This window comes from uncultured Porphyromonas sp., assembly GCF_934359325.1.
Taxonomy (GTDB): Bacteria; Bacteroidota; Bacteroidia; order Bacteroidales; family Porphyromonadaceae; genus Porphyromonas_A.
Genome location: NZ_CAKRLH010000001.1, coordinates 13,832 through 27,825, shown reverse-complemented (window position 1 = coordinate 27,825; position 13,994 = coordinate 13,832). Strand labels below are relative to the sequence as shown.

The 13,994-nt window shown below is 59.4% G+C and carries 10 protein-coding genes; 9 read left to right on the top strand and 1 reads right to left on the bottom strand.

From position 1 onward, the window contains the following. From Q0F21_RS00115 to Q0F21_RS00075, 9 genes are all read left to right on the top strand, one after another. Entirely contained in the window at window positions 1-483 is a 483-nt protein-coding gene (locus tag Q0F21_RS00115) for a hypothetical protein (RefSeq protein WP_297236315.1), read from the top strand. A 710-nt stretch (window positions 484-1,193) separates the two neighbouring features. Next, entirely contained in the window at window positions 1,194-1,607 is a 414-nt protein-coding gene (locus tag Q0F21_RS00110) for a hypothetical protein (protein ID WP_297236314.1), read from the top strand. A 509-nt stretch (window positions 1,608-2,116) separates the two neighbouring features. Next, window positions 2,117-4,708, top strand: a complete 2,592-nt coding sequence (clpB, locus tag Q0F21_RS00105) for an ATP-dependent chaperone ClpB (protein ID WP_297236313.1) — start codon at window positions 2,117-2,119, stop codon at window positions 4,706-4,708. A gap of 884 nt (window positions 4,709-5,592) precedes the next feature. Further along, window positions 5,593-6,333 (top strand): tRNA threonylcarbamoyladenosine dehydratase, encoded by a 741-nt coding sequence (locus Q0F21_RS00100; RefSeq protein ID WP_297236312.1) that lies wholly within the window; start codon window positions 5,593-5,595, stop codon window positions 6,331-6,333. Beyond that, window positions 6,330-7,034 carry an ABC transporter ATP-binding protein gene (locus tag Q0F21_RS00095; RefSeq protein ID WP_297236311.1) on the top strand — a complete coding sequence of 235 codons (705 nt, stop codon included), beginning with the start codon at window positions 6,330-6,332 and terminating at the stop codon, window positions 7,032-7,034. Before Q0F21_RS00100 ends, Q0F21_RS00095 begins: the two co-directional genes overlap by 4 nt. After that, window positions 7,018-7,686: a helix-hairpin-helix domain-containing protein gene (locus tag Q0F21_RS00090; protein ID WP_297236310.1), complete on the top strand. Its 669-nt coding sequence runs from the start codon at window positions 7,018-7,020 to the stop codon at window positions 7,684-7,686. The genes Q0F21_RS00095 and Q0F21_RS00090 overlap by 17 nt, the downstream gene beginning before the upstream one ends. Window positions 7,687-7,824: 138 nt before the next feature. Further along, window positions 7,825-9,246, top strand: coding sequence for a C69 family dipeptidase (locus Q0F21_RS00085; RefSeq protein WP_297236309.1), 1,422 nt, complete (start codon window positions 7,825-7,827; stop codon window positions 9,244-9,246). Window positions 9,247-9,456: 210 nt separating this feature from the next. Beyond that, window positions 9,457-12,906, top strand: a complete 3,450-nt coding sequence (gene mfd, locus Q0F21_RS00080; protein WP_297236308.1) for a transcription-repair coupling factor — start codon at window positions 9,457-9,459, stop codon at window positions 12,904-12,906. Window positions 12,907-12,913: 7 nt separating this feature from the next. Continuing rightward, the gene (locus Q0F21_RS00075; RefSeq protein WP_297236307.1) at window positions 12,914-13,279 is read left to right on the top strand and encodes a CrcB family protein; all 366 of its coding nucleotides are present in this window, start codon (window positions 12,914-12,916) and stop codon (window positions 13,277-13,279) included. Between the two features lie 67 nt (window positions 13,280-13,346). Here Q0F21_RS00075 and Q0F21_RS00070 read toward each other — a convergent pair whose 3' ends face one another. Next, complete coding sequence (locus Q0F21_RS00070; RefSeq protein ID WP_297236306.1) at window positions 13,347-13,982, bottom strand: outer membrane beta-barrel protein; 636 nt, start codon at window positions 13,980-13,982, stop codon at window positions 13,347-13,349. Window positions 13,983-13,994: the final 12 nt, after the last annotated feature.

Here is a 13,994-nt window from a genome sequence, read left to right as displayed (position 1 = left end):
ATGGATCAACGGAATGAAGAAAAAGCGGATGAGCGCTATCAGCTCCGGAGCGAGAAGGTCCGAAGCATCATTGGTCAGGTGCCGCCCCTGCTGACCCGCTACGGCATAACGATGCTGGCGGTGGCAGTCGCTGCCCTGCTCTTGGCTGCAAGACTGATCCCCTATCGTCAGGTCTATCGCGGAGAAGCCATTGTCTATGAGGTGCCGCCTTGTGACGAGGACTCTGTGACCCTGAGGGTGCGACTGCTCCTTGATGGTGAGCTTGGTGGTAAGGGTAATATCGAGCGTATAGTCTTATCCGATCCGACCCGGGCTGTGGAGGGGCGTGTGATCTCCCTCTCCTTGCGCCGAGACACTCTGGGATATAGGGAGGCTGCCGTGCGCTTCCCCTGCGTGAAGGTGTACCCGCTGGCTGCCACCACCCTCCCCTGCACCCTCACCACGGACGCCGGTCCCTACCTCCACTACATCTTCGGGATGTAATAGGTGCTTCCTTGTAGTGAAGACGGAGCGGTCAGGGGTGACGCATTTGAGTGGTACAGAAGCCCCTCAACTTACTGTGAAGAGTGGGGAACGAAGCACCCCTTGTGGGTGCCCGTTTTTTAGCCACGTGGTCGAGGGGCGTAGCCCCGAAGACCCGTGGACCAGGCAACGCAAGCAATCCCGCGACCCCGCCAGGGTGTCGCACTCATTGCCTGACAGGTGAGTGCGACACCCTGGCGGGGTCGCCGAAAGGGGGGTATCTGCTCGGCGACCCACAAGGGGTCGAGGGGATAGGAAAGGGTCTTTGTACATCGGTCACCGCTTCGCGGATGACCGATGCCTATGGAGCGAGCACCCTTCGGGTGCCTCACGGATAAGCCCTCTAGGTATATGATTACCCCTGTGCTCAAATGCGTCACCCCTGGGTCGGTTCACCTTTGTTTTTGTGGGATCAAGTATGTTTTGTAGCTTTGAAGACAGGATTATCGTTAAACCCTTAAGCTCCAAGCTGTCACCATGAAAAAACTCTTATCGTACCGGGAATCGTTACCAGCCTCACTTGTCTATGCAAGGGGGATAATCTGCGGTGCTATAGGAGGGGCCTCTGGAGGTCCGCATGCAGCTATTTCAGGTGCGATTGGCTTGGCGGTTGTCGGCGCTCTTGAGAACTGTTAGACGCCACTACACCGCACTTTTCCCATAATATTCTTATGCGTATCAAGTTCTTTGTTTTAGAGCTCTGCATCATAGGTGCTACCGTCTGGGCCACCCTTGTTCTTTCAAGGGTTGAGTCCTTTATGGCTCTTAAGGAGTCGATATTCCGGTTTGTTATACCGGTCATCGTCCTTGAGGCTCTGTTTGTACAGTTGATGACACTCGTCCCCGAAGAGAAAAGTCAATCTGGAGCTGTTTCCCCATGGGTCAAGGCTCTCGACATTGCCTTTTGGGGTGCACTCCTGGTAGTTTCCATTACCCTCCTCCTGATAGATATGGGAGAGCCCTTTGCAATACTGCGAAAAGATATTGGGCTGTTACTCATGGTAATCACAGTGGGAGCAAGTCGCTTTCTCTATTACCTTAAGCCAGCTAAGACGAAAAAGCTGTCCAAGTCCACAAAGGATTAACATCAGCAGTACTGCCCTATTATGTCTATATCGGTTTCAGAGGAAGCAACCTTTGGAACCGATTTTTCACTAAGACGGTCACGGGGTGGCGCATTTGATCGATGCAGAAGCCACTCAACTCATTGTGAAGAGTGTGGAACGAAGCACCCCTTGTGGGTGCCATCCGATGCCCCTCTATTCCCGAGAGGCTGGGGGAGGTGATCTCGGATCAATAGGGAGTGGATTACCTAAGGGCTAGCCAGCCGGGGTGCATCACCGTCACCCCTGCCTCCCCTAACTAAACCCGGTAATAGATTCATCTAATATCGGGTTTAGTGAAGTCTATTACCGGGTTTAGATTTCACTATTATCGGTAATAGATTTCTGCCCTACTTGTCTCCCCAAGTGACAGCATGGACTGCCACGACTGACTTTTGTTTCTACGAAAAGACATAATGGACTGACAGTTAGGTCGGGGCTTCGTTTTTGTACTTATGGTCTCAGAATAAAACGAAAAGAATAAAGTGAATATGAATTGGGATAAGTACACGATCAAGTCGCAGGAGATGATCCGGCAGGCCATGGAGGAGGCGCGCAAGCGTGGCCACCAGGCGATCGAGCCGGAGCATCTCCTTGCAGCCCTCACCGCAGAGGGGGATCAGGTGGCAGAGTACCTGATCCCCAAGTGTGGGGGAAACCTCGACACGCTTAGGTCGAGGATCGAGGAGGACCTCAGTGGCCTTCCGAAGGTGCAGGGCGGGGAGCCTTACGTCAGTAGGGACCTCGCCTCGGTGCTCGATGCAGCGGAGCGTATCGCTACCGAGATGAGCGATCAGTATGTAGCAGTGGAGCACCTCTTCCTGGCGCTCCTCAAGACCGACACCGCCGCCGGTCGCCGACTAAAGGATCAGGGCATCACCTATCAGACGATGCTTGAGGCGGTGCAGTCGCTTCGCAAGGGGGCTAAGGCGGACTCCCCCTCCTCGGAGGAGACCTACAACGCCCTCAGTAAGTATGCGACCAATCTCGTGGCAGCGGCTCGTGAGGGCAAGCTCGACCCGGTGATCGGTCGGGACGATGAGATACGACGCGTGCTGGAGATACTCAGCCGTAGGACGAAGAATAACCCGATCCTGATCGGTGAGCCGGGCGTCGGCAAGACCGCCATCGCCGAGGGGCTTGCCCGCCGTATCGTGCGGGGCGATGTGCCGGAGAACCTTCGGGACAAGCAGCTTTACTCTCTCGATATGGGGGCGCTGATTGCCGGCGCGAAGTATAAGGGCGAGTTTGAGGAGCGACTCAAGAGCGTCATCAACGAGGTGAAGGGCTCCGATGGTCAGGTGATCCTCTTCATCGACGAGATCCATACCCTCGTCGGTGCGGGCAAGAGCGAGGGCGCCATGGATGCTGCCAATCTCCTCAAGCCGGCTCTCTCCCGGGGCGAGCTCCGGGTCATCGGTGCCACGACACTCGGTGAGTATCAGAAGTACTTCGAGACCGACCGGGCGCTCGAGCGGCGATTCCAGATCGTGATGGTCGATGAGCCGAGCGAGGAGGATGCGATCAGTATCCTCCGCGGACTGAAGGAGCGGTACGAGACGCACCACCATGTGCGCATCCTCGACGAGGCGATCGTCGCCGCCGTCCGTCTCTCTCGGCGCTACATCAGCGACCGCTTCCTCCCCGATAAGGCGATTGACCTGATGGATGAGGCGGCAGCCCGACTCCGTATGCAGATCGACTCCATGCCGGAGGAGCTGGATGAGGTGGAGCGGAGGATCAAGCAACTCCAGATCGAGCGGGTCGCCATCAAGCGTGACGGCTATGAGGATAAGGTTCGCGCGATCGATGAGGAGCTGGCCAATCTCTCCGAGCGGCAGACTGCGCTCAAGAGCCAGTGGCAGCGAGAGAAGGATCAGATCGACCTGATCCAGAAGGCGAAGACCGAGCAGGAGCAGCTCAAGCTCCTTGCCGAGCGCGCCGAGCGTGAGGGCGACTACGCCAAGGTGGCGGAGATCCGGTACGGCAAGCTCCAGCAGCTGCAGGAGAGCATCGATGAGGCGGAGAAGAAGCTCCACGAGGCTCAGAGTGGCAAGGCGATGATCAAGGAGGTGGTCGATGAGGAGGATATCGCAGAGGTGGTATCCCGCTGGACCCACATCCCGGTCACCAAGATGATGGAGAGCGAGCGGGAGAAGCTCCTTCACCTCGAGGAGGAGCTCCACAAGCGGGTCATCGGTCAGGACGAGGCGATCACCGCGATCGCGAATGCGGTCCGCCGCAGTCGTGCCGGCCTGCAGGACAGCAAGCGCCCGATCGGCTCTTTCCTCTTCCTCGGCACCACCGGTGTCGGTAAGACGGAGGTGGCGAAGGCGCTGGCGGAGATCCTCTTTGACGACGAGGATATGATGACGCGCATCGATATGAGCGAGTATCAGGAGAAGTTCTCCGCCTCCCGCCTCGTCGGTGCCCCTCCGGGATACGTCGGCTACGAGGAGGGCGGACAGCTCACGGAGGCGGTCCGGCGGAAACCCTACTCGGTGATCCTCTTCGATGAGATCGAGAAGGCGCATCCCGATGTCTTCAATGTCCTACTCCAGGTGCTGGACGACGGTCGCCTGACGGACAATAAGGGGCGCACGGCGGACTTCAAGAATACGATCATCATCATGACCTCCAATATGGGTAGTGACCTGATCCGTAAGAGCCTCGAGAGCATGACGAAGGCGAATGCCGACGAGGTCGTCGGCAAGGTAAGGGCTGAGGTGATGGATATGCTCAAGGAGCGGATCCGCCCCGAGTTCCTCAATCGTATCGATGAGATCACCGTCTTCCGTCCCCTCACCGAGCAGCAGATCGCAGAGGTGGTACGCCTGCAGCTGGATCGGGTGGTCAAGACCCTTGCCTCCAATGGCATCACGCTGACCTACACCGATGCCGCCGTGGAGCAGATAGCCCACGAGGGATACGACCCGCAGTTTGGTGCGCGCCCCGTCAAGCGGGTGATCCAGAACCGGGTACTCAATACCCTCTCCACGGACATCATCAGCGGCGCCCTCCGGCGCGACAGCGTGATCGAGCTGGATGCCGAGCATGGCGACTTCGCCTTCCACAATAAGTAACACCGTTTCCTAACAAAAGACCTTTGCAAAATGGTCTTTCGCCGAAAAAGCACCGCTTTTTCGGCAGGGACTTTGCAGAATGCCCCAGATGCAAGGAACTGAGAGTGAGGGCGAAGGGAGTGTGCTAACGCACATGACCAAGCCCGAATCTCGAAAGTGACGCCGCAGATGGGGTATTATGCAAAGGTCTCAACAAGAAAGGATCCGAGTCAGCCCCACTGCGGGACCGGCTCGGATCCTTTTTCTTCTTGTTAGTATCTATTTGCGGAGGTCACGCACAAGCGATCGTACCAGCAGGTAGATACAGACAAGCAGTATGACCCCGTAAGAGAGGGAAATAATGATACTCAGAGTCGATCCCCAAGAGATAACCTTAAGCACACACAGTCCAAGACCGATCAGGATCCAGTCCAGCAGGTGTCCCAGAGCCTCTCTCGTCGATATGTACGTCCCTTCACTGTGCTCCATATCTCGCATACTATCTCTGACACAAATGTATGTAAAACAGACGAACTCAGGAAAACGGAGCGAGGGTCGGCATTTCGTTGGATGCGAGGTCGGGGTGACGCCTTTGAGCACAGGAGTAATCATATACCTAGAGGGCTTATCCGTGAGGCACCCGAAGGGTGCTCGCTCCATAGGCATCGGTCATCCGCGAAGCGGTGACCGATGTACAAAGACCCTTCCCTACCCCCTCGACCCCTTGTGGGTCGCCGAGCAGGGCCTTCAGCGACCCCGCCAGGGTGTCGCGGGATTGCTTGCATTGCCCGCTCCCCACTCTTCACTATTAGATGAATGGCTACGGTGTCTCTCAAATGCGTCACCCCTGATAAGCGAGACCAAGTCTGTAGTGAAGCGGAGGAAATTCGGTACCTTTGAGATCTATGAAGGAGATGGAAGAGGATCATACACTGGATCGGCTGAGACTGCTCGTCGGGGCGGAGGGCTGCGATAGGCTCTCGAGGGCGCATGTGCTGGTGCTCGGACTCGGGGGCGTCGGGGGCTTTGCCGCCGAGATGATCGCCCGAAGCGGGGTCGGGCAGATGACGATCGTCGATGCCGACGTGGTGAACCAGTCTAATATCAATCGCCAGATCATCGCCACGCAGCCGGTGATCGGTCAGTCCAAGGCCGCCCTCTGGCACGACCGCCTTCTCTCGATCAATCCCGCCCTACGACTGGAGGTGATCGCTGAGTATCTGCGGGATGAGCGGATGGAGGAGGTACTCTCTGCCGCCCCGTACGACTTCGTCATCGATGCCATCGACACGCTGGCGCCCAAGGTCTTCGCCATCGCCTACATACAGCAGCACGGGATCCCCTTCGTCAGTGCCATGGGGGCGGGTGCCAAGACCGACCCGACGAAGATCCGGGTGGCACGTATGGATAAGAGCTTCAATGACCCGCTAGCCAAGATGATCCGCAAGCGGCTGCGCCACCTCGGGGTCAAGCTTAACTTCCCAGTCGTCTTCTCGACCGAACTGCCGGTGGAGGAAGCGATCGTCTTGACGGAGGGGGAGCAGAATAAGAAGTCCACCCCCGGCACCATCTCTTACATGCCACCGATGGTGGGGGGCTACTGCGCCTACGTGGCACTTGATCACCTATTACATCCTAAGTCATGAGTATACCCACCGATACGCCTCTGATGGAGGTGCGGGACATTTACAAGAGCTTCGGTCGGCTGGAGATCCTACGGGGGATCAGCCTCGAGCTCCGGCGGGGAGAGATCCTCGCCATCGTCGGCGCCAGTGGGGCGGGTAAGACGACACTCCTGCAAGTGATCGGCACACTCGATGCCCCGGATCGAGGGGAAGTGATCATCGGAGGTGAGCGGCTGTCAGCCCTATCGGGCGACCGGCGTGCCGCCTTCCGCAATCGTCACATCGGCTTCGTCTTCCAGTCGCACCAGCTGATGCCCGAGTTTACCGCCGAGGAGAATGTCGCCATCCCGGCGATGATCAGTGGTAAGAGCCGCCGCGAGGCGATGGCTGAGGCAGGCGAGCTCCTTCGCCGCCTCTCCCTCGGTGATCGGCTGGACCACCGCCCGGCAGAGCTGTCGGGAGGGGAGAAGCAGCGGGTCGCCGTGGCGCGTGCGATCATCAACCATCCCGAGATCGTGCTGGCGGATGAGCCCACAGGCGCCCTCGACAGCGTCCGGAAGCGTGAGCTCCTCGGGCTCTTCCTCCGGCTACGCGAGGAGGAGGGACTCTCCTTCATCGTCGTGACGCACGACCGGGAGACGGCGGAGATCGCCGACCGATCGCTGCTCCTGAGTGATGGTCGGATCGTAAGCGAGCAGCGTGGAGATGAGGCTCCGATTTAATAAGAGCGACCGGGTGGTCCTCATCCTCCTCGTTGTCCTGATCCTCTCCTACGTGCTCTACTCCGGCATCACGGCGAAGGGACTTCCCATCCCGACCGAGGTGCAAGACACCATCCCACCGGTCGTAGCGAGGCTTGACTCCGCACCTCCGACTCCTGTAGAGAAGGAGAAGAGCAAGAGTACCCCGGCACCCATCCGAACCGACCGCTATCCCGGTCCTCCGCCGAATACCAAGCGGGTAGAGGCGTACCTCCCCAAGCTCAAGCCCGGTGCCACCATCGACCTCAATACCGCCGACACGACGCTCCTCAAGCGCGTCCCCGGCATCGGCAGCTCCTTTGCCCGCCGCATCGTCAAGTACCGAGAGCTCCTCGGCGGATACTACGTAGTGGAGCAGCTCCAGGAGGTCTACGGCATGGATCGGGAGCGATACGATGCGATCTACCCCTACTTTACGGTAAGGACGGCGGTTAGGCCCCTCACCCTCACCATCGACAGCATCAGCTACCACCCCTACCTCTCGTGGCGCCACAAGCGCGCCCTCCGACGGCTCCTCGAGGAGGAGCAGACCCTCGACTGGTCACATCTGATGGCCACCGGCGACTTCACTCGCGACGACTCCCTTCGCCTCGCCCCCTATATGCCCTTCTGAGCCAGTTCCGAAAGATTAAGAAAAAAAGGTGGGTGAGCCACGCCTTTTTCCCTACATTTGTCAGACAGCGGGATCGCAGGGCGGTCTCCGCTCGAAGTGACACCAATCATTTTTACACAAAAACCATATACTTATCTCATGAAAAAACAAACCAACCGCTACCCCTCCGAGTGCACTACCATCATCGTCGGCAAGGAGCTGATGGAGGACGGATCGATGATCGCCGCCCGCTCCGAGGACTGGGACGCCATGGTGGCGAAGAACTTAGAGATCTTTGAGACCACGGAGAATGGTCCGGAGGAGTTTATCGCCAAGGAGACCCCCTTCCGCTGCAAGCTCCCCAAGCGTCGCATCGGCTACTCCGCCCTCTCTCCCTACCACCTGCACGGCGAGTGGGGAAGTGCCGGCTTCAATCGCGAGGGCGTCGGTATGAGTGCCACGGAGAGTATCTTCAGCAGCGAGAAGGTGCTGCAGTACGATCCGCTCGTGGAGGATGGTCTGGCGGAGAACTCTGTCTTCAATATCGTCCTCCCCTACATCACCACCGCTCGTGAGGGCGTGGAGCGTCTCGGCTCACTGATCGAGAAGCACGGCATCGCTGAGGGCTTCGGCATCAGCTTCATCGACGAGCACGAGATGTGGTACCTCGAGACCGCCTCCGGCCACCGCTGGCTCGCCACCCGCATCCCCGAGGACAAGTACTTCGTCTCCGGCAACCAGAGCCGCTTCCGTGACTACGATCCCAAGGATAAGACCAATTACCTCGCCTCCGAGGACCTGATCGACTTTGCCAAGGAGCACCACCTCTTCGAGGGCGACTTCGACTTCCACGAGGCCTATGCCCGCGACGAGAAGCTCGACACCACCTACAGCTACCCGCGCGTCTGGTACCTGCAGCAGATGTACACCCCCTCTAAGAAGCAGGACGTGACGAAGAACGACTTCCCCGTCTTCCTCAAGTCGGACAAGAAGCTCACCCTCTGCGACATTAAGAAGGGCTTCCGCTCCCACTACAACGACACGGAGCACGACCCCTACCTCCACTGCAACCCCAAGGAGCCGTGGCGCCCGATCTCGATCTTCCGCACCACACAGACTCACATCCTGCAGCGTCGCCCCGGCCTCCCTAAGGAGATCGGTCAGATCGACTACATGTGTGAGGGTATGGCAGCGCTCGGCATCTTCCTCCCGCTCTACGAGGGGATCAAGTCCTACCCCGAGACCTACCGCATCGGTGGCGGCGAGTCGTGCAATAAGTCGGCGTACTGGAAGTTCCGCCACGTCCAGATCCTCGGCATGACCGACTACAATCGCTACGCCCCGGTGATCCAGGAGACCTACGCCAAGCTCGAGGAAGAGATCGCACAGCGTCAGAAGGAGATGGAGCAGGAGTACCTCGCCATCTACAAGGATCGCCCGCTGGCTGCACAGGACCTGCTGCAGAAGTTCTCCGACTGCATGCTGACCCGCGCCCTCGAGGTGACGGATGAACTGACGGAGCACCTCTTCACGCTCATCGCCCTCCACATCGGCGAGACGTACGAGTTCCACGGAGCCTGACTTAGCTGCCCTCACTCGGGCAAGTATTTGACTGGGCGCCTGTGACCGACATCGGTCGCAGGCGCCCCTCTTTTTTGTCTCGGATCCGGAGTGCAGATCTCGGTGAACTCTAAACCCGGTATTAGTGCACTAATACCGGGTTTAGTTTTGGGGGTGCACGGCTTTTAGTCCACTCGGGGTGAGGGAAAAGCGGTACCTTTGCCCCCGTACATGAAGAACAAAGATCCTGAAGAAACGACAGCCAAGACTGTCGAACTAAGTACGCTGCGGGGCCTCTACGGGAAGCATCCCGCCCTGCAGACGATCGTCCGCTCCCTCGCCCAAGAGCGGAAGAGTCCCGCCCGGCTCTTCCTCTCCGGTCTTGCCGGCTCCGCTCCGGCGCTCCTCTTTGCCGAGCTGGCGGATCGGCTCGCACAGGTGCCGACCTTCCTCCTCGTCTGTGACGATGAGGAGAGTGCGGGCTACCTGCAGAGTGACCTGGTCGCCCTGATGGGGGGCGAGGAGCAGGTCTTTTTCCTCCCCTCGCTCTATCGTCGTGGCATCCGCTACGGACAGCCCGATGCGGCCAATGAGGTGCTCCGGAGCGAGCTCGCTGATCGGCTGAGGGGTGGCGGGGAGCCGCCCCGGATCATCGTCACCTATGCGGCGGCGCTGCCGGAGGGCTTTGCCGACCAGGCGGAGTATGAGGCGGGGCATATCGACATCGCGCTCGGGGAGGAGTATGAGCGGAAGTCTCTCCGTGAGCGGCTCTGGTCGCTCGGCTTCGAGGAGACGGACTACGTCTACATGCCGGGACAATTCGCCGTCCGCGGTAGTCTGATTGACATCTACTCCTACGCACAGGACCTTCCGGTGCGGATCGACTTCATCGGCGATGAGGTGGAGACGATCAGCTTCTTTGACCCCGAGAGCCAGCTCTCCGGCGAGACGATGGAGCGGGTGCGGATCCTGGCGCCGATCGATAGCAAGAGTAAGAGCAAGGGTACCTCGCTCCTCGAACTGCTGCCGGCGGAGGCGGTGGTCTACCTGCCGAGCCACTCCTTCTTCCCCTCCACCCTCCGCACGGTCTATGAGATGCCCCCGGTCCACCCGGAGGACAATATCTTCCACACCCTCGAGGAGATGCAGGCGCGGCTGATCGAGCCGGAGATGGTGATGGAGCAGCTGGAGCACTTCTCGCTCCTCACCGGGGGCGTCGACCTAAGGGAGCAGTCGCAGTGGCGGGAGATCGCCTTCCGCGAGCAGCCGGAGCCCCTCTTTCATAAGAAAATGGACCTCCTCGCCGAGACGCTCTCCGACTACCAGCATCAGTCCTTTGCGACGATGATCATGAGCGACCAGGAGAGCCAGCTGGGGCGACTCCACAGGCTCCTCGCCGAGCGGGAGCAGCCGGTCCACTTCGTCCCACTGCGGCCGACGCTGCACGGGGGCTTCATCGACCACGAGATCAAGCTCTGCCTGCTGACGGACCACTCGATCTTCGAGCGGTACCACGGCTATAGGCTCAAGAGTGACCGCATCCGCAAGCGGAGCTCGGCGCTGACGCTGCAGGACATCCGGGGATTTGAGTACGGGGACTACGTCGTCCACTCCGACTACGGGGTGGCACAGTTTGGCGGGCTCTGCCAGATCGAGCAAAATGGGGAGGAAAGGGAGGCGGTGCGGCTCAACTTTAAGGGCGGCGACAGCCTCTACGTCAGCATCAACGCCCTCAGCCGCATCTCCAAGTACAAGAGCAAGGACGTGGAGGAGGCTCCGCAGCTCAATAAGCTGGGCAGCGGCGCCTGGGATCGGCTGAAGGATAAGACGAAGAAGAAGGTCAAGGAGATCGCTCGCGACCTGATCAAGCTCTACGCCCAGCGACTGAAGATGAAGGGCTTCGCCTTTAGCCCCGACACCTACCTGCAGCAGGAGCTGGAGGCCTCCTTCATGTACGAGGATACGCCCGATCAGGAGCGGGCTACGGAGGAGGTGAAGGCGGATATGGAGTCGCCCGTGCCGATGGACCGCCTGGTATGCGGGGATGTCGGATTCGGCAAGACGGAGATCGCCGTGAGGGCGGCATTTAAGGCGTGCGCCGACAGCAAGCAGGTGGCGGTGATGGTGCCGACGACCGTGCTTGCCTACCAGCACTACCACACCTTTAAGAAAAGGCTCAAGGACTTCCCCGTGCGGGTCGACTACCTCAATGCGGCACGGCAGGGAAAGGAGCGGACGCAGCTGCTGAAGGATCTCGCGGAGGGGAAGATCGACATACTGATCGGCACCCACTCGCTTGCGGGAAAGGGGGTGAAATTTAAGGACCTGGGACTGCTGATCATCGATGAGGAGCAGAAGTTTGGCGTCGCTGTGAAGGAGAAGATCCGGAAGATGCGCGCCGAGGTGGACACGCTGACGATGACCGCCACGCCGATCCCGAGGACGCTCCAATTCTCTCTCATGGGCGCCCGCGACCTCTCCAATATCCTCACCCCGCCGCCCAATCGTCACCCCGTGCGGACCGACCACACCACCTACAGCCCCGAGGTGCTCGCCGATGCGATCAATGCTGAGCTGGCGCGCGATGGGCAGGTCTTTGTGATCAATAATAGGATACGCACCATAGAGAGTGTGGCGGAGGATATCCGGAAGGCGGTGCCGGGCGTCCGCATAGGTGTCGGTCACGGGCAGATGCCGGCTAAGGAGCTGGAGAAGGTGCTGACCGGATTTGTCAGTCAGGAGTACGACGTGCTCCTCGCCACCTCCGTGGTGGAGAATGGGATCGACGTGCCCAATGCCAATACCATCATCGTCAATGAGGCGCAGCGCTTCGGCCTCAGCGACCTCCACCAGCTCCGCGGTAGGGTGGGGCGCGGGGATCGGCAGGCGTACTGCATCCTCCTGACGCCACCGGCGGATGCGCTGACCGATACGGCGAAGCGTCGGCTCGAGAGCATCGTCTCCTTTGCCGAGCTGGGGAGCGGTATCCAGATCGCCATGCAGGACCTCGACATACGGGGAGCAGGAAACCTCCTCGGCTCGGAGCAGTCCGGCTTCATCGCCGACCTCGGCTACGAGACCTACAAGCAGGTGCTGGAGGAGGCGGTCAGGGAGCTTAAGGATGAGGAGTTTGCCGATCTATTCCCGGCTGAGGAGGAGCCCGTGGAGCAGGCAGAGAGCCCTTCTCCCTCCGACAAGAAGGGTCACCGCCGGTCCTATGTCACCGATACCTCCATCGACACCGATGTGGCAGCCTACTTCCCTCAGACTTATGTCCCCGGAGACGAGGAGCGGATGCGGCTCTATCGCGAGCTGGACGGCATCCAGCGGAAGAGGGATCTCCTCGACTTCTACGATCGGATGGTGGACCGCTTCGGTCCGATGCCGCGTGAGGGGGAGGAGCTGCTCCATGTGGTGGAGCTCCGTCTCCTAGCCCAGCGGTGTGGTGTGGAGCGGGTGCTGCTGAAGCGCGGACTGCTCAAGCTGACCCTCGTCCGCGACCTCCACAGCCCCTACTACAGGAGCCCGATCTTCTCCCACATCCTCCAGGCGGCGGCTCAGTGGGGAGAGGTTCTTCGATTTAAGGAGGAGAAGGGCGACCGCAGTATCTCCGTCCGTGGCGTGGAGACACTGCGCCAGGCGACGACGATCCTCGAGCGGCTCTCCGGACTCACAGCTTAGTACAGTCATGAAAACCATTCTCTTCGTCGGTCTGGGCAGCATGCTTGGCGGTATCCTCCGCTACGGCATCGGGCTACTCCCTCTGCCTACAGTCTTACAAGGCTTCCCGCTCTGGACGCTTGTGATCAACCTCCTCGGCTGCTTCCTCATCGGTCTCCTGACTGCCTATGCTGAGACCACTTCGCTTGATGCGGCGATCGCCCGGGGGCTCACGGTGGGGCTCTGTGGCGGCTTCACCACTTTCTCCACCTTCTCTAAGGAGTGCCTGATGCTCAAGGAGAGCGGCGCGTATAGCCTGATGACGCTCTACATCCTCCTCAGCGTCGCTCTCGGCATCGCTGCGGTATACGCCGGTCGAGGAGTGATCAAATAATAAAAGGAGAGACGCACCACCCTCGCCGGATGGTGCGTCTCTCTTTATATAGTGGTCTCTGGTCTGATCAGAAGAGTACAGCAGCCTGGATGACGAAGCTATTCGTCTTCGCATTGAAGACATCCTTCGTCGTCTGATTGAGGCTCGTAAACTTGTAGTCGTCTGACAGTGTGGCGTTGTAGAGCGCAGCGATCTGCAGCATCTTCAGCACCCGCACGCCGAGGCCGACATTGACTCCGACGGACGCTTTCTTGGCCTCAGTCTCCCGCAGGTTATTCAGGTCCTTAAGGTCCCCGAGGTTATTATTGAGCATAAAATTGAATTGCGGTCCTGCGATCACCATCACGTCCGCACCGGGGAGGCTGACCAGGTCAAACTTGGCATTCACCGGTACGACGAAGTAATTGGTCTTCAGGATGTCCTTTACCTCAGTCTTCTCCATCGAGGTGATGCCGACATTCTTCTGAGAGAAGAGGAGGGAGGCATCGACGGAGAAGCGGAGGGGCAGCTTCATCTCGACCGTCGGACCGACATGGAAGCCGGTGTAGTAGTCGGACTTGAATTGCTCCGCCGTGGTGGGGAACTTGGAGAAGTCGGCTCCGGCGCGGACTCCCCAGTGGAACTGTGCCTCGGCGCTACCGAAAGCGGTCATGCCGAGGAGGACTCCCAGGCAGAGGATCAGCGTGTGCTTGATATTGCTCATGATGATTTCCTT